The sequence below is a fragment of the Neisseria sp. genome (genome assembly GCF_030530745.1).
GTDB lineage: Bacteria > Pseudomonadota > Gammaproteobacteria > Burkholderiales > Neisseriaceae > Neisseria.
In genome coordinates this window covers 51,848-71,633 of sequence record NZ_JAUMUI010000008.1, presented here as the reverse complement: position 1 = coordinate 71,633, position 19,786 = coordinate 51,848, and the positions used below count along the sequence as shown (strand labels likewise).

Genomic DNA, 19,786 nt, shown 5'->3' with positions numbered 1-19,786 from the left:
TCAATATAAATTGTTTGTTTATATGAGTTGATATTGATGAAATGGTTCCGGCCGTCTGAAAATATTTTTTATTCACTCAAGAACTGGAACCTGTTTTGACACAAGCCAAACGAAATTTCTTTACCGCCGCTTTCGCCGCCCTTGCGCTGGCCTTCGCCGCCGCGCCTGTTCAGGCCGACGCCGTAGTGAAAGCCGAAAAACTCAGCCCTTCGGCCAATCTGAGCTACAAAGTGGCCGGCAAGCGCTACAACCCTTTGAAAAAAGTTTCATCGTTCAGCCAAACCGGCAGTGCTTCATGGTATGGCAGCCAGTTTCACGGCCGCAAAACCGCCAGCGGCGAGCGCTACAATATGCACGCGATGACCGCCGCCCACAAAACCCTGCCGATTCCCAGCTACGCCCGCGTAACCAATCTGGCTAACGGCAAAAGCGTGGTGGTGCGCATCAACGACCGCGGCCCCTTCCACGGCAGCCGCGTGATGGACGTGTCGAAAGCCGCCGCCGCCAAGCTCGGCTTTATCAACAAGGGCACGGCCAAAGTGCGCGTCGAGCAAATCGTGCCGGGCAGCGGGCCTGCCGAGAGCCCGGCTCAAAACGAAGCCCGCAATATTTATGTGAACCTGAAAAGTTTCGGCACCAAGGCCGAGGCGCAGCAATACCTGAAACGCACGGGCAATCATTTGAAGTCGTCCGATATCGACCAAAAAGTATCTGTGGTGAAGCAAGACGGCAATTATGTGGTGAGAATGGGCCCGTTCCAACGTCAGGAACACGCCGATACGGTAAAAGGCCGTGTGCTGACCGCCATTTGATTAAAACCGTTCGGTTTGTTTCAGACGGCCTGCCTGAGTGCAGGCCGTTTTGTTTTGGGCGGGAGATGTGATGAAGGGTTATAATGCAGGCCGTCTGAAAAATAACGAAAGAATGCCATGATTAGCAGGCTCAGCGGCAGGCTGGTTGAAAAAGCCCCGCCGCAGATCGTGATTGACGTGAACGGTGTGGGGTATGAGGTGGATGTGTCGATGCAGACCTTCTACCTGCTGCCGCCGCCGGGTGAAACCGTGCAGCTTTACACGCAGCTGGTGGTGCGAGAAGACGCGCACCTGCTGTTCGGCTTTGCCACCGCCGCCGAGCGTGCTACCTTCCGTCAGTTGGTAAAGGTAAGCGGTATCGGCGCTAAAACCGCGCTGGGCATTTTATCGGCCATGAGCGCCGACGAATTGGCGCAGGCGGTGGCGCAGGAAGACGTGAAACGCCTCTCGTCCGCCCCGGGCATCGGCAAGAAAACCGCCGAGCGCATGGTATTGGAGCTGCGCGGCAAGCTGGTGCCGGAAAATGCGGCCGCCGGTCTGCCGGCACCTGCCGCCGATAATGAAACCGACGATATCGTCAGCACGCTGCTGGCGCTGGGCTATAACGAACGCGAAGCCAAAGCGGCGGTAAAAGGCATTCCCGCCGGCACCGACGTGGGCGAGGGCGTGCGTTTGGCATTGAAGAATTTGTTGAAATAAAAGCGTTTCAGACGGCCTGCAAATGTTTTGCAATAAATGAGGCCGTCTGAAATGCTTTGCAGCCGAAAAGTCAGAGTAACCGATATGATTAACCGAATTTTCAACTGGTTTGAATCGCGCATCGAGCCGTATCCCGACGATGCACCGAAAACGCCCGAAAAAGGGCTGTTCCGCTTCATTTGGAGCAACCTTAACGGTATGCGCGGCTGGATTGCGGCGCTGGCCGTGTTTACCGCCGGTATCGGCATCATGGAAGCGCTGGTGTTCCAGTTTATGGGCAAAATCGTCGACTGGCTGGGCAAATACACCCCTGCAACGCTGCTGGCCGAAAAAGGCTGGGCGCTGGCCGCCATGCTGGCGATGATGCTGTTTGCGGTGTTGTGGCAGTTTGCCGCCTCGAATTTGCGCCTGCAAACCCTGCAAGGCGTGTTTCCCATGCGCCTGCGCTGGAATTTCCACCGCCTGATGCTGGGGCAGAGCCTGGGGTTTTATCAAGACGAATTTGCCGGCCGCGTATCGGCCAAAGTTATGCAGACTGCACTGGCAGTGCGCGATGTGGTGATGACCATCGCCGATATGGTGGTGTATGTGATAGTGTATTTTATTACCTCGGGCGTGATTCTGGTGGCGCTGGATTCTTGGTTGCTGCTACCGTTTGTCGGTTGGATTGTCGGTTTTGGTGCGGTGATGGTGATGTTGATTCCCAAGCTCGGCAAAACCGCACAGCGGCAGGCCGATGCCCGCAGCCTGATGACCGGCCGCATCACCGATGCCTATTCCAACATCGCCACCGTCAAACTGTTTTCACACGGTGCACGCGAAGCACGCTATGCCAAGCAGTCGATGCAGGAATTTATGGTTACCGTGCACGCGCAGATGCGGCTGGCGACCTTGCTGCAAACATGCAGCTTTTTGGTGAACACCTCACTCACCGTTTCCACCGCCGCCCTGGGGATTTGGCTGTGGTACAACGGCCAGGTGGGCGTGGGCGCGGTAGCCACCGCCACCGCCATGGCGCTGCGCGTGAACGGCCTGTCGCAATATATTATGTGGGAGTCGGCGCGCCTGTTTGAGAACATCGGCACGGTCAACGATGGCATGGTAACGCTGTCGAAACCGCACACCATCGTCGATAAACCTCAGGCGCTGCCGTTGAAAGTGGAAGAGGGCGACATCCGTTTCGAGCATATTGATTTTTCTTACGAAACCGGCAAACCGCTGCTCAACGGCTTCAACCTGCATATCAAACCCGGCGAAAAAGTCGGCCTGATCGGCCGCAGCGGTGCGGGTAAATCCACCATCGTCAACCTGCTGCTGCGTTTTTACGAGCCACAGAGCGGCAAAATCCTTATCGACGGCCAAAATATCAACGACGTTACCCAAGAAAGCCTGCGCGCCCGAATCGGACTGGTTACGCAGGATACCAGCCTGCTGCACCGCTCGGTTCGCGACAATATCGTTTACGGCCGCCCGGATGCCACCGAAGAAGACATGATAAACGCCGCCGGACGCGCCGAAGCCGCAGGATTTATCCCCGATTTATACGACGCCAAAGGCCGCCGCGGTTATGATGCCCATGTGGGCGAGCGCGGCGTAAAACTTTCAGGCGGCCAGCGCCAGCGCATCGCCATCGCCCGCGTGATGCTGAAAGACGCGCCGATTCTGCTGCTCGACGAGGCTACCAGCGCTTTGGATTCCGAAGTGGAAGCCGCCATTCAGGAAAGCCTCGATAAAATGATGGAAAACAAAACCGTGATTGCCATCGCCCACCGCCTCTCTACCATCGCTGCGATGGACAGGCTGATTGTGCTCGACAAAGGCCGCATCGTCGAAGAGGGTAGTCATGCAGAGCTGTTGGCAAAAGGCGGTCTGTATGCCAAATTGTGGGCGCGTCAGAGCGGAGGTTTTTTAAACAGCGAAGGCTGAAAATGGCGGCACGGCACAAACTTGCCGTCTGAAAATCACCGCAGCCTAAATGTAGTTTGATGTAATGATTGAGTGTGATAATGAACTGCTGCAGGAAAAACAACCGGCCTTTTATGATTCGGCTAAGGCGTATTTCCGGCACTGCTCAATTAATGAGAATCGTTCTCTAAAATGATTGAAATTATTGGTTTTTTTTCGACATTTTGGGCGGGCGAACTTTAAAACGCGTCTTAAATTGGATAAAATCATCAAATATTTATCGGTATTTTATGTTAACGGAACCAGGTGCAGCTAATGTTGGCAAACTATTTCCCCGTATTGGTATTCATCCTTGTCGGCCTGACAGCGGGTATTGTGTTCTTGGCGCTGGGCAACCTGCTCGGGCCAAAACGCCATTATGCAGAAAAAGACACGCCTTTCGAGTGCGGTTTTGAGGCTTTTGAAAACGCACGCATGAGGTTTGACGTGCGCTATTATTTGGTGGCGATTCTGTTTATTCTGTTCGATTTGGAAGTAGCGTTTATGATTCCGTGGGCGGTGGTGTTTAAAGATCTGGCTGCCGAGCACGGACAGTATGCTTTCTGGTCGATGTTTGTGTTTATTGCGGTGCTCACCGTAGGCTTTGTTTACGAATGGAAAAAGGGTGCGTTGGAATGGGAATAGAAGGTGTTTTGAATAAAGGCTTCGTAACCGCCAGCGCGGATACGGTGCTCAACTATGTGCGAACAGGTTCTTTGTGGCCGGTAACCTTCGGTTTGGCCTGCTGTGCGGTTGAAATGATGCAGGCCGGTGCCGCACGTTATGATTTGGACCGCTTCGGTATCATTTTCCGCCCCTCGCCGCGTCAGTCGGATCTGATGATTGTGGCCGGCACGCTGTGCAACAAAATGGCGCCTGCGCTGCGCCGCGTATACGACCAAATGGCCGAACCGCGCTGGGTGCTTTCTATGGGCTCTTGTGCCAACGGCGGCGGTTACTACCATTATTCTTATTCGGTGGTGCGCGGCTGCGACCGCATTGTGCCGGTAGATGTTTACGTGCCCGGCTGCCCGCCCACTGCAGAAGCCTTGATTTACGGCCTGATCCAGCTTCAAGGCAAGATAAGGCGAACCGCCACGATTGCACGGGATTAGGAGGACACTGTGGCCGATATACAGACATTGCACGAAACCGTTGCCCGCATTCTTTGGGACAAAGCCGCCAAAGTAATTTCAGCCTTGGGCGAAATCACCGTCGAATGCCTGCCTGAAAACTATCTGGAAATTATGACCACCCTGCGCGACCATGCCGATTTGCATTTCGAATCTCTGGTTGATTTGTGCGGCGTGGATTACAGCACCTATAAAAACGAACCGTGGGAGGGCAAGCGCTTTGCCGTGGCGAGCCAACTGGTTTCCGTGAAAAATAACCAGCGCATCCGTGTGCGCGTATGGTGTCAGGACGACGACTTTCCCGTGGTGGATTCCGTAACCGAAATCTACAACAGCGCCGACTGGTACGAACGCGAAGCCTTCGATCTTTACGGTATCCTGTTCAACAACCACCCCGACCTGCGCCGCATCCTCACCGATTACGGTTTTGTCGGACATCCTTTCCGCAAAGATTTTCCGATTTCCGGTTATGTCGAAATGCGTTACGACGAAGCCGAAAAACGCGTTATCTACCAACCTGTAACCATCGAGCCGCGCGAAATCACCCCGCGCATCGTCCGCGAGGAGAACTACGGTGGCTAACAAATTAAGAAACTACACCATCAACTTCGGCCCGCAACACCCCGCTGCCCACGGCGTATTGCGCATGATTCTGGAATTGGACGGCGAAACCATCGTCCGCGCCGATCCGCATATCGGCCTCTTGCACCGCGGTACTGAAAAACTGGCCGAAACCCGCACTTATCTGCAAGCGCTGCCTTATATGGACCGCTTGGACTACGTTTCCATGATGGTGAACGAGCAGGCTTATTGCCTGGCGGTGGAAAAGCTAACCGGCATCGAAGTGCCCATCCGCGCCCAATATATCCGCGTGATGTTCGCCGAAGTTACCCGTATTTTGAACCACCTGATGGGCATCGGTTCGCACGCGCTTGATATCGGTGCGATGACCGTATTCCTGTATGCCTTCCGCGAGCGCGAAGAGCTGATGGACTTGTACGAAGCCGTATCCGGTGCCCGTATGCACGCGGCTTATTTCCGCCCCGGCGGCGTGTACCGCGATTTGCCCGACTTTATGCCCAAATACGAATCGAGCAAATTCCGCAACGCCAAAGTGCTGAAAAAACTGAACGAATCGCGCGAAGGCACCATGCTCGACTTTATCGAAGCCTTCACCGAGCGCTTCCCAGGCTGCGTGGACGAATACGAAAGCCTGCTCACCGACAACCGCATCTGGAAACAGCGTACCGTCGGCATCGGCGTGGTTTCGCCCGAGCGCGCCCTGCAAAAAGGCTTTACCGGCGTGATGCTGCGCGGTTCTGGCGTGGAGTGGGATATCCGCAAAAAAGCCCCTTATGATGCTTATGCCAACGTAGATTTCGATATCCCCGTCGGCGTGAACGGCGACTGCTACGACCGCTACCTGTGCCGCATCAACGAAATGCGCGAATCCAACCGCATCATCAAACAATGCGTGCAATGGCTCAAAGCCAACCCCGGCCCCGTGATTACCGGCAACCACAAAGTCGCCCCGCCTAGGCGCACCGAAATGAAAATGGGCATGGAAGACCTGATCCACCATTTCAAACTGTTTACCGAAGGCATGCACGTGCCCGAAGGCGAAACCTATACCGCCGTGGAACACCCCAAAGGCGAGTTCGGCATCTATATGATTTCAGACGGCGCCAACAAACCCTACCGCCTGAAAATCCGCGCCCCCGGCTTCGCCCACCTGCAAGGCATGGACGAAATGGCGCGCGGCCACATGCTCGCCGACGTGGTGGCCATCATCGGCACGCAAGACATCGTATTCGGGGAGGTAGACCGCTAATGTTATCCGCTGAATCTTTAAAACTGATTGATGTCGAGCTGACCAAATACCCGGCCGACCAGCGCCGTTCGGCGATTATGGGCGCGCTGCGCATCGCGCAGACCGAATTGGGCTGGCTGAGCGCCGAAACCATCGAGTATGTGGCCGACTATGTCGGCATCGCCCCTGCCGCCGCCTACGAAGTCGCCACGTTCTACAATATGTACGACCTCGCCCCCGTCGGCAAATACAAACTCACCGTCTGCACCAACCTTCCCTGCGCCCTGCGCGGCGGCGTGGACGCGGGCGAATACCTGAAGCGGAAACTCGGCATCGGCTACGGCGAAACCACTTCAGACGGCCTCTACACGCTGGTAGAAGGCGAATGCATGGGCGCATGCGGCGATGCTCCGGTAATGTTGGTAAACAACCATAAAATGTGCAGCTTTATGACCGAAGAGGCGATTGAAGCGAAACTGGCGGAGTTGAGATAAAGGCCGTCTGAAAAACGCGTAGGCCGGGCATTGATGCCCGACGATAATGGTTCAGGATATTTTGTCGGGCATCAATGCCCGACCTACAAGCAAAAGCAAGAGTAGGTTGGATTGAAAACCCAACACAAATCCAGGCCGTCTGAAAACAAAGAAAGGAAGCAGCAATGGAAGCAAAATGCCTGTGCGGTGCCGTATCGCTGAAAGTCGAAGCCGAGCGCAAACTGCATGCCTGCCATTGCGGCAAATGCCGCACTTGGGGCGGCGGTGCGGGCTTTACCCTAACGGCCAAAACGCCTGAAATCAGCGGCGGCGGACACATCGGCCGTTACCGCTCGTCCGAGTGGGCGGAGCGCTGTTTCTGCAAACAATGCGGCACGCATTTGTTTGTGCAGGTGGGCGACGATTATTACATCAACGCCGGATTGTTTGCCGACAATGCCGGTTTCGAGTTGGAAAGCCAAATTTTTATCGATTGCAAGGCACCTTATTACGAGTTGGCCAACGATACGCCCAAGCTGACCGAAAGCGAATTTTTGGCGATGGTAGGTGGGCAAGAGTAGGTAGGGTTGAAAACCCAACACAAATACAGGCCGTCTGAAAACAACAGTAGGTCGGGCATTGATACCCGACGAATGGTTAGAGATATTTTGTCGGGCATCAATGCCAGACCTGCGAAACCGAATAAAACCGAGATAGATTAAAGCAAAAGTTAACCGACAGGGCACACAAATGGCTATTTACCAATCAGGCGTCATTTTTGACCGAGTGGACACCCAAAACCCGAACTGCTGGACGCTGGAAGAATACGTGAAGCGCGGTGGCTATCAGGCCTTGCGCAAAATCCTCAGCGAAAAAATCTCGCAAGACGACGTGATCGCCGAAGTGAAAACGTCCGGCTTGCGCGGCCGCGGCGGCGCAGGCTTCCCCACCGGCCTGAAATGGAGCTTTATGCCCCGTTCGTTCCCCGGCGCCAAATACGTTGTCTGCAACACCGACGAAGGCGAACCCGGCACGTTTAAAGACCGCGACATCATCAACTTCAACCCGCACGCCCTGATCGAAGGCATGATTATCGCCGGCTACGCCATGGGCGCCGAAGCAGGTTACAACTATATCCACGGCGAAATCTTCGAAGGCTACCAACGCTTTGAAGCCGCGCTGGCCGAAGCGCGCCAAGCCGGTTATCTGGGTAAAAACATCATGGGCTTGGGCTTCGATTTCGAGCTGTTCGCAGCCCACGGCTACGGCGCCTACATCTGCGGCGAAGAAACCGCGCTGTTGGAGAGCTTGGAAGGCAAAAAAGGCCAGCCGCGCTTCAAACCGCCGTTCCCCGCTTCATACGGCCTCTACGGCAAACCCACCACCATCAACAACACCGAAACCTTCGCCTCCGTGCCGTTTATCATCCGCGACGGCGGCAAAACCTTTGCCGAACAAGGCATCGAAAACGCCGGCGGCACCAAGCTGTTTTCCATTTCCGGCCACGTTAACCGCCCCGGCAACTACGAAGTGCCGCTGGGCACGCCGTTTGCCAAGCTGCTGGAAATGGCCGGCGGCATGAAAGACGGCAAAAAACTCAAAGCCGTGATTCCCGGCGGCTCGTCCGCCCCCGTGCTGCCCGCCGACATCATGATGAGCCTGAATATGGACTACGATTCCATCGCCAAAGCCGGTTCCATGCTCGGCTCCGGCGCAGTGATCGTGATGGACGAAGACGTGTGTATGGTGAAAGCGCTGGAACGCTTAAGCTATTTCTACCACGAAGAATCCTGCGGCCAATGCACCCCCTGCCGCGAAGGCACCGGCTGGCTCTACCGCATCGTGCACCGCATCGCCAGCGGCAAAGGCAAACCCGAAGATTTGGAACTGCTCGATTCCATCGGCAATAACATGGCCGGCCGTACCATCTGCGCCTTGGCCGACGCCGCCGTGTTCCCCGTGCGCAGCTTTACCAAACACTTCCGTCATGAGTTTGAACATTATATTGAGCATGGCAAGCCGGCTAAAGAGCATAAGTGGTGTTGAGTTTCAGACGGCTTTGGGGTCGAATAGGCCGTCTGAAAAAGATAATAAATTAATTAAGATAAAATAATAATTTGCATCACAGGGGCATTTAACGGTGGAAAGAAATAAGCCCAATATTTTTAATATTGCCACTAAAGAGCTTAGCCAAGACGCTTTTATTACTTGGTTGTTATTATTTGGTGATGAAGCGTGGGAAGAAGATTATCCTGAGCTTAATCAGTGTAGCTGTGAGTTTATTACTGCATTATTGCGCAAACATCATCCTGATTTTGACGGCATCATTACTTCCGTTGAAGCGAAACGGCAGCATGAGGGTATTGATATTTGGGTATTAGTTAATCAACATTACCGTTTGATTATTGAAGATAAAACCAATACAGCGCAACACAATAACCAGTTGAGACGCTACCGTGAAATTGCGGAAAAAGATTGCCTTAAGCATAACTATGCCAATCCGGTATGTATTTATCTGAAAACAGGCAATCAAAGTGCAGGCAGTTTGGAATATGTCAAACGAGATGGTTTCCATACATTTTTACGGCAAGACTTTTTAAAAATTTTAGAAAAATACCAACAGATTGAAAATGATATTTTTCAAGATTTTTTAGTACGTTTGCGTATGCTCGAAGGTAGAAATCAAACATTTAAAGACAAAGAAATCGGTAAATGGAATAAGTATGATTGGCAAGGTTTTTTTGTTTTTTTAGATGAAAGAGAATTGTTAAAAAATTGGAATTATGCTGCCAATGCGGCAGGCGGATTATGGTGGGGTGTTTTGGCAGCTCATCAGTTGGTTTATGTGCAGATTGAAAGTAAAAATGCGAAATTGTGTTTCAAAATAAGAGATACAAACCAACAATCTAGCAAAGCTAAATCATATTTTAAATATTTATCAGAGAAAGCTCGAGAAAGTAATTTTTCTCTTCACAAGCCAAAAAGATTCGGTTCAGGTAAAACCATGACGGCTGCTGTTATTGCTTGCGAAGATTGGCTTGGAAATAAAGAAGATAAGTTAAATCCTGAAGATGTGGTATTGAGGTTAAAGAAGGTTATTGCCTTTTTTGAACAAACTGCCCAACAATTCAGCGAGTAGTTAAGAGTAACAAGCGTAGGGTGTGTGCCCCCGGCACGCACGCGTTGCTTGAACTTAAACCGCACAATCCCGTGCGTGGCTGCGCCACACACACTACAACGGGCGGATATAAGCTAGCTGCATAAGAATGAAGCAACGGAAACGGTGCAGTAAACATTAGGCTACCTGAAAGTAACAAAATGCCTGTCTGAAAAACTTTTTTCAGACGGCCTTAAGCAAAAACCTTTAAAAATCCGTAACTAGGAAACACACCATGTTACAAATCGAAATCGACGGTAAACAGATTGCAGTCAAGCAGGGCGCGACTGTGATGGAAGCGGCGCACGAATTGGGCACCTATATTCCGCACTTCTGCTACCACAAAAAATTGTCTATCGCCGCCAACTGCCGCATGTGTTTGGTGGAAGTGGAAAAAGCCCCCAAACCGCTGCCTGCCTGCGCCACGCCGGTAACCGACGGCATGGTGGTGCACACCCATTCGGCCAAGGCCAAACAGGCGCAGGCCGGGGTGATGGAGTTTCTGCTCATCAACCACCCGCTCGACTGCCCGATTTGCGACCAGGGCGGCGAATGCCAGTTGCAGGATTTGGCCGTGGGCTACGGCAAATCGGCCAGCCGCTACACCGAAGAAAAGCGTTCGGTGGTCGGCAAAGACATGGGGCCGCTGGTTTCCGCCGTCGAGATGAGCCGCTGCATCCACTGCACCCGCTGCGTGCGCTTCACCGAAGAAATCGCGGGCGTGCAGGAAATCGCCATGGCCAACCGCGGCGAGTTTTCCGAAATCATGCCGTTTATCGGCAAAGCGGTGGAAACCGAATTGTCGGGCAACGTGATTGATTTGTGCCCCGTCGGCGCGCTCACCAGCAAACCGTTCCGTTATGACGCCCGCTCGTGGGAATTGAGCCGCCGCAAATCGATTTCCGCCCATGACGCGCTGGGCAGCAACCTGATCGTGCAAACCAAAGACCACACCGTGCGCCGCGTGCTGCCGCTGGAAAACGAAGCCATCAACGAATGCTGGATTGCCGACCGCGACCGTTTCGCCTATGAGGGCCTGTATCACGAAAGCCGTCTGAAAACGCCGAAAATCAAACACGGCGGCGAATGGCACGAAGTGGACTGGCAAACCGCGCTGGAATATGTGAAGAAAACATTGGAGTGCATCGCCAAAGAAGACGGCCAAGACCAAATCGGCGTCTGGGCCAACCCGGCGAACACCGTGGAAGAGCTGTATCTGGCGAAAAAACTGGCTAACGGCTTGGGCATCAAACATTTCGACACCCGCCTGATGCAGCAGGACAACCGCCTTGCCGGCAGCCTGCAAGGTGCACAATGGCTGGGCCAGAGCATCGAAGATTTGGGCAACGCCGACGCCGTATTGGTGGTGGGTGCCAACCTGCGCAAAGAACAGCCGCTGCTAACCGCCCGTTTGCGCCGCGCCGCCAAGTCTTATATGGCTCTGAGCGTGATTGCCAGCAGCAGGGAAGAGCTGCATATGCCGCTGTTCGCGCACGAAGTATTGCATCCCAACGATTGGGCGGACTTCTTGAGCAAACTGGCGCAAGACACGCAAAGTGCCGTTTCAGACGGCCTCAAGCAGGCTGAAAAAGCCGCCGTGATATTGGGCGCGGAAGTGCAGAACCATCCCGATTACGCCGCGATTTACGCCGCCGCGCAACAACTGGCCGCAGCCACCGGCGCCGTTTTGGGCATCCTGCCGCAGGCTGCCAACAGCGTGGGCGCAGACGTGTTGGGCGTGAACGGCGGCCAAACCGTGCAGGAAATGCTGGCACAGCCGAAAAAAGCCGTGCTGCTCTTGAACGTGGAGCCGGAAATCGACGTGGCGGGCGGCGCCAAAGCCGTGGCCGCGCTGAAACAGGCGCAAAGCGTGATGGCGTTCACTCCGTTTGAAAGCGAAACCTTGCGCGAAGTGTGCGACGTGATGCTGCCGGTTGCGCCGTTTACCGAAACGTCGGGCAGCTTTATCAATATGGAAGGCCGCCTGCAATCGTTCCACGGCGTGGTGAAAGGCTTGGCCGACAGCCGCCCCTTGTGGAAAGTATTGCGCGTGTTGGGCAATGTGTTCGGCTTGGACGGTTTTGAATACGACAGCAGCGAACAGGTGCTGAAAGAAGCCGTTGGGCAAGAAGGCCTGTCTGAAAAATTAAACAACCAAAGCACTTGGCAGGGCGCAAGCGTTTCCCGACAGGGACTTTCTGCGGTCGCAGACGGCAATCATGTACTGATGCGCGTGGGCGGCGTCGGCATTTACCACACTGATGCGCTGGTGCGCCGTTCGGCACCGCTGCAAGCCACCAGCCATGCGCAAACCCCCGCCGCCCGTGTGCATCCGAACACGCTGGCTGCGCTCGGCCTGCAAGACGGCGAACGTGTGCAGGCCGTGCAAGGCGGTGCGCGCGTTGACGTGAGCGTGGCGGCCGATGTGTACCTGCCCGAAAACGTGGTGTATCTGCCGCTGCATACCGTAAATGCCGCGCTGGGTGCGTTAATGAACCGCATTGAATTGGAAAGGGCATAATCATGCAAGAGTGGTTCCAAGCCTTGTTTGCCATGCAGCTCGGAATGGGCGCGCTGGGCAACGATGTCGGCCTGGTGGTGTCGATTATCGTAAAAATTGTGATTATCCTGATTCCGCTGATTCTCACTGTGGCCTACCTCACTTATTTCGAGCGCAAGGTAATCGGCTATATGCAGTTGCGCGTCGGCCCCAACGTAACCGGCCCGTTCGGCCTGATTCAGCCGTTTGCCGACGTGTTCAAACTGCTGTTTAAAGAAGTAACCCGCCCCAAGCTGTCGAACAAAGCCCTGTTCTATATCGGCCCGATGATGTCGCTTGCCCCTGCGTTTGCCGCATGGGCGGTGATTCCGTTCAGCAGCGAATGGTGGCTCACCAACGTTAACGCCGGCCTGCTGTTTATTCTGATGATTACTTCGCTGTCGGTGTACGGTGTGATTATCGCCGGTTGGGCATCCAACTCGAAATATTCGTTTTTGGGCGCGATGCGTTCTTCGGCGCAAACCATTTCCTATGAAATCGCCATGGGTGCGGCTTTGGTGGGCGTGGTGATGGTGTCGGGCAGCCTGAACTTTATCGACATCGTAGAGGGGCAGAGCGAGGGCATTGCCGGCGGCTCGATTTTTTCTTGGAACTGGCTGCCGCTCTTTCCGCTGTTTATCGTTTACCTGATTTCCGCCGTGGCCGAAACCAACCGCGCCCCGTTCGACGTGGCCGAGGGCGAATCGGAAATCGTGGCCGGTTTCCACGTGGAATATTCCGGCTTCGCGTTTGCGCTCTTCTTTTTGGCAGAATATATTTTCATGATTCTGATTGCTGCGCTCACTTCGCTGATGTTTTTGGGCGGCTGGCTCTCGCCTTTTCCGCAAAGTTGGGGTTTTATCGGCACGCCGGGCGCATTCTGGATGTTTGTGAAAATGGCCTTTATTCTTTACGGCTATTTGTGGATACGCGCCACTTTCCCGCGCTACCGCTACGACCAAATCATGCGTTTGGGTTGGAAGGTGCTGATTCCTATCGGCTTTGTCGGCATCGTGGTGATCGGCTTGTGGATGATTTCGCCGCTGAGTTTATGGAAATGACAGGCCGTATGAAACCCCGGACAAACAGTTAATAAACACAAACCCCTATCCAAAAGGGTAATCGATATGGCAAACCTAGTAAAAACCTTCCTGCTCGGCGAATTGGTAAAAGGCATGGGCGTAACGCTCAAAAACTTCTTCGCCCGCAAAGAAACGATTATGTTTCCCGAAGAGAAAACGCCGCAGTCGGTGCGTTTCCGCGGCCTGCACGCACAGCGGCGGTATCCCAACGGTGAAGAGCGCTGCATCGCCTGCAAACTGTGCGAAGCGGTTTGTCCGGCGATGGCCATCAATATCGAATCGGAGCAGCGCGAAGACGGCACCCGCCGCACCACGCGTTACGATATTGATTTGACCAAGTGCATTTTCTGCGGCTTCTGCGAAGAAGCCTGCCCGGTGGACGCGATTGTGGAAACCCATATTCTCGAATACCACGGCGAAAAACGTGGCGATCTGTATTACACCAAACCCATGCTGCTGGCCATCGGCGATAAATACGAAAACGAAATCGCCAAACGCAAAGCGGCCGACGCGCCCTACCGATAAGGATAAGAGCGATGACTTTTACTGCAATCCTGTTCTATATTCTGGCGGCCATCGTGTTGTTCGGCGCGCTGAAAACCGTAACCGTAAAAAACCCCGTACACGCGGCGCTGTATCTGGTGCTTACTTTCTGCGTGAGCGCGCTGATGTGGATGCTGATGCAGGCCGAATTCTTGGGCATCACGCTGGTGTTGGTGTATGTGGGCGCGGTGATGGTGCTGTTCCTGTTTGTGGTGATGATGCTGAACATCGACATCGAAGAAATGCGCGCGGGCTTTTGGCGTCATGCGCCGGTAGCCGGTTTGGTGGGCGTGTTGATGTCGGTGGCGCTGATTCTGATTTTGGTGAACCCGAAAACCAATCTTGCCGCGTTCGGCGCGATGAAAGAGATTCCCGCCGATTACAGCAACGTGCGCGATTTGGGCAGCCAGCTCTACACCACCTACCTGCTGCCGTTCGAGCTGGCGGGCGTGTTGCTGGTGTTGGGCATGGTGGCGGCGATTGCGCTGGTGCACCGCAAAACGTTTAACCCCAAAACCGTCAACCCTGCCGATCAGGTGAAAGTCAATGCCAAAGAAGGCCGTTTGCGTATGGTGAAAATGGAAGCCGTCAGGCCGTCTGAAACGGCAGACGAAACGGATTCGGACGGCAAAGAGGAGGGCAAAGCATGATTACCTTAACGCATTATCTGGTTTTGGCCGCACTTCTGTTCGGCATCAGCGCCATGGGTATTTTTATGAACCGCAAAAACGTGCTGATTCTGCTGATGTCGATCGAATTGATGCTGCTGGCGGTAAACTTCAACTTTATCGCGTTTTCGCAATACTTGGGCGACACGGCCGGGCAGATTTTCGTGTTTTTCATCTTAACCGTGGCCGCCGCAGAATCCGCCATCGGCTTGGCGATTATGGTGCTGGTGTTCCGCAACCGCAATACGATTAACGTGGCCGATTTGGATACGTTGAAAGGCTGATTTTCAGACGGCCTGCGTGAATATCAGGCCGTCTGAAAGCGGATAAACCATGAAATCGATAGACGGAAAAAGCCTGCAAAATGCCTACCGCCTGTTTGAAAGCGGCGACATTCACCAAATCGAAGTAGGCACCACGCGCGGCCTGCAACAGATACACGCTTATCTGTTTAGCGGTTTGTATGAATTTGCGGGCGAAATCCGCGAGCAGAATATTTTCAAAGGCGGTTTCCGCTTTGCCAACGCGCTCTATTTGAAAGAAGCACTGGCAAAAATCGAGCAGATGCCGGAAACCACGTTTGAAGAAATCATCGCCAAATATGTGGAAATGAACATCGCCCACCCGTTTTTAGAGGGCAACGGCAGAAGTACACGCATCTGGCTGGATTTGGTGTTGAAGAAGAATTTGAAAAAAGTGGTGAACTGGCAACACGTCGACAAAACCCTGTATTTGCAGGCGATGGAACGCAGCCCGATTAACGATTTGGAATTGCGTTTCCTGCTGCAAAAACACCTCACCGGCGATGTGGACAACCGCGAAATCATCTTCAAGGGCATAGAGCAGTCGTATTACTACGAAGGTTATGAAAAAGGCTGAAAGGCCGTCTGAAAACGTCAAGCCTCATGAAAAACGCCAAATTATTTTTATTTCGGGAGTTTCATCATGGCAGAAGTAACACACAAAGTTGTATCGGGCGACACCTTATCGGCATTGGCGAAAAAATACGGCACGACCGTGGCAGGGTTGAAATCGCTTAACGGTTTGAAGAGCGATTTGATTAAAGTCGGGCAGGTGCTGAAAGTTTCCGTATCGGCGCATACCGTCGTATCGGGCGATACCCTTTCGGGTTTGGCGAAGAAATACGGTACGACCGTGGCAGAATTAAAATCGCTCAACGGCTTGAAGAGTGATTTGATTAAGGTTGGGCAGGTGTTGAAGCTGCCTGCCGCGAAATACGGTGCGGCCTTTGTTTTGCAAGACGAACAAGGAAACCCGCTGAAAAACCTTGCCTATGAAATAGAGCTTTCAGACGGTTCCGTTTACAGCGGTACAACCGATGCGGCGGGCAGCACTTTAAACATCGAAAACGACAAACCTTTACAGGTAAGCGATATACGGGTATTTGCCGCGCTGGAAATAGCCTGTTGTGCTGCGCCTACCGTGTCGGCCGCAAAAAACAATGCTGCCAACCGTTTTGCCGACTTATTGAAGCTGCCCGGCCTGCCGAATGATGTGGTCACTTATTTGAAAGAGATGGCGGCAAACTATGTGAAAGACCAAACCAGACGTACGGTTGTGTCATTTAAAAATAGTTTGAAGCAGTCGGCATCCTCATTCTCATTGGTTAAAAATGCCCAAGGGAAAATCACGTTGAAGAGAATCGTGCAGACACGTTCTTTAACGGCAGGGGAAAAGAAAATTGTACAGGCGGTTTTTAAAAATGCGGTAAATCCGGATTTGGTTAAAGTACACGAAGGGGAGTTTCTCGGCTGGCTTCAGGACAATACAACCGCGATGACACCGGACGGCACCATATATTTCCCTTCGGAAATTTATCGGGCTGATTTTTCGGATATTAAAAATAGTAATATGGAAAAAGATTTAGTAAATCTACATACGTTTGTTCATGAAATGGTACATGTTTGGCAGTATCAGATGGGATATGCCGTAAAAACTGCAGGTGCGGCAATTTCAGGACAATTGGGGTATTTTCAAGGATATGCGTATGAATATAAGTTTGTAATAAATAAAAGAAAAGAATTATCTGATTTTAATATGGAACAACAAGGTAATATTATTGCTGATGACTATATGTATACAACACATGGCCGTAACTATAGGCAAGATTATGGAAGGGATATTTATATACATTGGCTAAGGATATTGAAGGATTTTAAAAATAATCCTAAAAACTCTAATTTGATGCCCAAAAGTTCTAATTTAAATTTGACAGTATTAGGTGTGGATAACAAAAATTTTCCTGAGTTTTTGAAATGAGGTATAGGAAATGAAAAGAATAATTTTACCTCTTGTTTTATTGGTATTTTCATTCCCTGCATTTTCTGTTTCTACCGTTAGGGAAGGTAGGGATGGTATCGGACGTGTTACGCTGAAAAATGGCTTTCCTTGTCTTTATGTGAGTCATGGTAAAAGAATAGTAAATATTCAGTTTTCAGGCCAAAAAAAACCTGAAGGTTTTGCTCCGCAAGAGCCTGATGGCAGCAGTAGAGATAAATGTGTTCCATTTTTTGATGGAAATAACGGAGAATTGAAGTATAACGAACCCATAAGTGCTTCTATAATAGATGAAAGTACCCGTGGTGGGTTAAAGAATGCACACCATATTTATTTCTGTTTGGAAAAGCAAGAAGGAAACTTGCGCTTGGTTCAAACGGGGCAGGAAGGCGGCTGTTCCACAGAACCTTGGAAACCCGTGAAAAAATACGGCAGCGGATTTTTCGGTAAACTCGAACAGATGTGGGACAAATTTTTTAAGTTAAACGGTTATACGGAAGAAGCGTTTTAACCATATGAAGGCCGTCTGAAAAGGCCGGAAACATTTTTAAATTAAAAGGTTCGTTTCTATGAACGACATGACTCTATATCTCGCCATCGCGTTGGCTCCCTTGGCAGGCTGCCTGCTGGCGGGCCTGTTCGGCAAGCAGATCGGCCGTGCGGGCGCGCACACGGTTACCATTTTGGGTGTGGCCGTTTCCACCGTGTTGTCGGCCTATGTGCTGTGGGGCTTTATCGACGGCTCGCGCGCCAAGTTCGACGAAAACGTGTATACCTGGCTCACTATGGGCGGTTTGGATTTCTCGGTGGGCTTTCTGGTTGACAGCCTAACCGCCATGATGATGGTGGTGGTAACGTTTGTGTCGCTGATGGTGCATATCTACACCATCGGCTATATGCACGATGAAAAAGTGGGCTACCAACGCTTTTTCAGCTATATCTCGCTGTTTACCTTCTCCATGCTGATGCTGGTGATGAGCAACAACTTCGTCCAGCTCTTCTTCGGCTGGGAAGCCGTGGGCTTGGTGTCTTATCTGCTTATCGGTTTCTATTTCAAACGCGAAAGCGCGGTTTTCGCCAACCTGAAAGCGTTTTTGGTGAACCGTGTGGGCGATTTCGGTTTTATCTTGGGTATCGGTTTGATTTTGGCCTATTTCGGCGGCAGCTTGCGCTATGCGGATGTGTTTGCTTATCTGCCCAATGTGCAACACGCCACCATCCAGCTTTTCCCCGGTGTGGAATGGAGCCTGATCACCGTTACCTGCCTGTTGTTGTTTGTGGGCGCAATGGGTAAATCGGCACAATTTCCGCTGCACGTTTGGCTGCCCGACTCCATGGAAGGCCCGACGCCGATTTCGGCTTTGATTCACGCGGCCACCATGGTAACCGCCGGCTTGTTTATGGTGTCGCGTATGTCGCCGATTTACGAGCTTTCCACCACCGCTTTGAGCGTGATTATGGTGGTGGGTGCGATTACCGCACTGTTTATGGGCTTTTTGGGCACCATTCAAAACGATATCAAGCGTGTGGTGGCTTATTCCACCCTGTCGCAATTGGGCTATATGACCGTGGCTTTGGGCGTGTCGGCCTATTCGATTGCGATGTTCCATGTGATGACCCACGCTTTCTTCAAAGCCCTGCTGTTCTTGGCTGCGGGCAGCGCCATTATCGGTATGCACCACGATCAGGATATGCGCCATATGGGCAACCTGAAAAAATACATGCCGATTACTTGGCTGACCATGCTGCTTGGCAACTTGGCGCTGATCGGCACGCCCTTCTTCTCCGGTTTCTATTCCAAAGATTCGATTATCGAAGCCGTGCATTTCAGCGATTTGCCGGGTAGCGGTTTCGCCTATTTCGCCGTGCTTGCCAGCGTGTTCGTTACCGCTTTCTATGCTTTCCGCCAATATTTCATGGTGTTCCACGGTAAAGAAAAATGGCGTGAAATCGAGCATGACCATCATTCAGACGGCCACGACGAACATCATCACGGCTTGGGCAAAAACGACAACCCGCACGAAAGCCCGTGGGTGGTTACTTTGCCGCTGATTTTGTTGGCCATTCCGTCGGTGGTTATCGGCTATATCGCCATCGAACCCATGCTCTACGGTGATTTCTTCAAAGATGTGATTTATGTGAACCACGAAGCCCATCCCGTGATGGCGAAAATGGCCGAAGCCTTCCACGGCCCGCTGGCCATGGTTTCCCACAGCCTGCACACGCCCGTGCTCTATCTCGCCATCGCGGGCGTGGTAACGGCATGGCTGCTGTATGTGAAAGCTCCGAACCTGCCGGCCAAGATTGCTGCCGCCTTCAAGCCGGTTTACACCCTGCTCGACAATAAATACTACTTAGACGTGATTTACTTCAACGTGTTTGCCAAAGGCAGCCGCGCATTGGGCAATTTCTTCTGGAAAGTGGGCGATACCGCCATTATCGACAACGGTATCGTCAACGGCTCGGCCAAAGCCGTCGGCGCGCTGGCCGCCCAAGTGCGCAAAATGCAAACCGGTTTTATCTACACCTACGCCGCCGCCATGGTGTTCGGCGTGCTGGTGCTGATTGTGGCGTTTTTCTGGGGGCTTTGGTTTCAGTAAGGCCGTCTGAAAGGCTTGCAAGAGGGCA

The 19,786-nt window shown here is 52.5% G+C and carries 20 protein-coding genes; all 20 read left to right on the top strand.

Going from position 1 to position 19,786, the window contains the following annotated elements:
• Positions 1 to 146: 146 nt before the first annotated feature.
• The 20 genes from Q3970_RS04735 (at position 147) to nuoL (ending at position 19,758) form a co-directional block, all read left to right on the top strand.
• Entirely contained in the window at positions 147 to 812 is a 666-nt protein-coding gene (locus tag Q3970_RS04735) for a septal ring lytic transglycosylase RlpA family protein (RefSeq protein ID WP_303099469.1), read from the top strand.
• A gap of 117 nt (positions 813 to 929) precedes the next feature.
• Entirely contained in the window at positions 930 to 1,511 is a 582-nt protein-coding gene (ruvA, locus tag Q3970_RS04730) for a Holliday junction branch migration protein RuvA (protein ID WP_303099451.1), read from the top strand.
• An 84-nt stretch (positions 1,512 to 1,595) separates the two neighbouring features.
• Positions 1,596 to 3,437 (top strand): ABC transporter ATP-binding protein, encoded by a 1,842-nt coding sequence (locus tag Q3970_RS04725; protein WP_303099450.1) that lies wholly within the window; start codon positions 1,596 to 1,598, stop codon positions 3,435 to 3,437.
• A 294-nt stretch (positions 3,438 to 3,731) separates the two neighbouring features.
• Positions 3,732 to 4,100, top strand: coding sequence for an NADH-quinone oxidoreductase subunit A (locus Q3970_RS04720; RefSeq protein WP_303099449.1), 369 nt, complete (start codon positions 3,732 to 3,734; stop codon positions 4,098 to 4,100).
• Positions 4,091 to 4,570 carry an NADH-quinone oxidoreductase subunit B family protein gene (locus Q3970_RS04715; protein ID WP_303099448.1) on the top strand — a complete coding sequence of 160 codons (480 nt, stop codon included), beginning with the start codon at positions 4,091 to 4,093 and terminating at the stop codon, positions 4,568 to 4,570. The genes Q3970_RS04720 and Q3970_RS04715 overlap by 10 nt, the downstream gene beginning before the upstream one ends.
• Positions 4,571 to 4,579: 9 nt before the next feature.
• Positions 4,580 to 5,170, top strand: a complete 591-nt coding sequence (locus Q3970_RS04710) for an NADH-quinone oxidoreductase subunit C (RefSeq protein ID WP_303099447.1) — start codon at positions 4,580 to 4,582, stop codon at positions 5,168 to 5,170.
• Positions 5,163 to 6,419, top strand: a complete 1,257-nt coding sequence (gene nuoD, locus Q3970_RS04705; RefSeq protein ID WP_303099446.1) for an NADH dehydrogenase (quinone) subunit D — start codon at positions 5,163 to 5,165, stop codon at positions 6,417 to 6,419. Before Q3970_RS04710 ends, nuoD begins: the two co-directional genes overlap by 8 nt.
• Positions 6,419 to 6,892 (top strand): NADH-quinone oxidoreductase subunit NuoE, encoded by a 474-nt coding sequence (gene nuoE / locus Q3970_RS04700; protein ID WP_303099445.1) that lies wholly within the window; start codon positions 6,419 to 6,421, stop codon positions 6,890 to 6,892. The genes nuoD and nuoE overlap by 1 nt, the downstream gene beginning before the upstream one ends.
• 164 nt (positions 6,893 to 7,056) lie before the next feature.
• Positions 7,057 to 7,452: a GFA family protein gene (locus Q3970_RS04695; RefSeq protein WP_303099444.1), complete on the top strand. Its 396-nt coding sequence runs from the start codon at positions 7,057 to 7,059 to the stop codon at positions 7,450 to 7,452.
• A 169-nt stretch (positions 7,453 to 7,621) separates the two neighbouring features.
• Positions 7,622 to 8,917 carry an NADH-quinone oxidoreductase subunit NuoF gene (gene nuoF / locus Q3970_RS04690; protein ID WP_303099443.1) on the top strand — a complete coding sequence of 432 codons (1,296 nt, stop codon included), beginning with the start codon at positions 7,622 to 7,624 and terminating at the stop codon, positions 8,915 to 8,917.
• A 94-nt stretch (positions 8,918 to 9,011) separates the two neighbouring features.
• Entirely contained in the window at positions 9,012 to 10,010 is a 999-nt protein-coding gene (locus Q3970_RS04685; RefSeq protein ID WP_303099442.1) for a PD-(D/E)XK nuclease family protein, read from the top strand.
• A 253-nt stretch (positions 10,011 to 10,263) separates the two neighbouring features.
• On the top strand, positions 10,264 to 12,549 hold the full coding sequence (gene nuoG, locus Q3970_RS04680; protein WP_303099441.1) for an NADH-quinone oxidoreductase subunit NuoG: 2,286 nt from the start codon (positions 10,264 to 10,266) through the stop codon (positions 12,547 to 12,549).
• 2 nt (positions 12,550 to 12,551) lie between these two features.
• Entirely contained in the window at positions 12,552 to 13,628 is a 1,077-nt protein-coding gene (gene nuoH / locus Q3970_RS04675; protein WP_303099440.1) for an NADH-quinone oxidoreductase subunit NuoH, read from the top strand.
• 66 nt (positions 13,629 to 13,694) lie between these two features.
• The gene (gene nuoI / locus Q3970_RS04670) at positions 13,695 to 14,174 is read left to right on the top strand and encodes an NADH-quinone oxidoreductase subunit NuoI (protein ID WP_085365827.1); all 480 of its coding nucleotides are present in this window, start codon (positions 13,695 to 13,697) and stop codon (positions 14,172 to 14,174) included.
• Positions 14,175 to 14,185: 11 nt separating this feature from the next.
• A complete protein-coding gene (locus Q3970_RS04665) occupies positions 14,186 to 14,842 on the top strand; it encodes an NADH-quinone oxidoreductase subunit J (protein ID WP_303099439.1) in 657 nt (218 codons plus the stop codon).
• Positions 14,839 to 15,144 (top strand): NADH-quinone oxidoreductase subunit NuoK, encoded by a 306-nt coding sequence (nuoK, locus tag Q3970_RS04660; RefSeq protein ID WP_085365830.1) that lies wholly within the window; start codon positions 14,839 to 14,841, stop codon positions 15,142 to 15,144. Before Q3970_RS04665 ends, nuoK begins: the two co-directional genes overlap by 4 nt.
• A 49-nt stretch (positions 15,145 to 15,193) precedes the next feature.
• Complete coding sequence (gene fic / locus Q3970_RS04655; RefSeq protein WP_303099438.1) at positions 15,194 to 15,739, top strand: protein adenylyltransferase Fic; 546 nt, start codon at positions 15,194 to 15,196, stop codon at positions 15,737 to 15,739.
• A gap of 66 nt (positions 15,740 to 15,805) precedes the next feature.
• Complete coding sequence (locus tag Q3970_RS04650; protein ID WP_303099437.1) at positions 15,806 to 17,140, top strand: LysM peptidoglycan-binding domain-containing protein; 1,335 nt, start codon at positions 15,806 to 15,808, stop codon at positions 17,138 to 17,140.
• Positions 17,141 to 17,150: 10 nt separating this feature from the next.
• Entirely contained in the window at positions 17,151 to 17,669 is a 519-nt protein-coding gene (locus Q3970_RS04645; protein WP_303099436.1) for a hypothetical protein, read from the top strand.
• 58 nt (positions 17,670 to 17,727) lie between these two features.
• Complete coding sequence (gene nuoL, locus Q3970_RS04640) at positions 17,728 to 19,758, top strand: NADH-quinone oxidoreductase subunit L (protein ID WP_303099435.1); 2,031 nt, start codon at positions 17,728 to 17,730, stop codon at positions 19,756 to 19,758.
• Positions 19,759 to 19,786 lie beyond the last annotated feature (28 nt).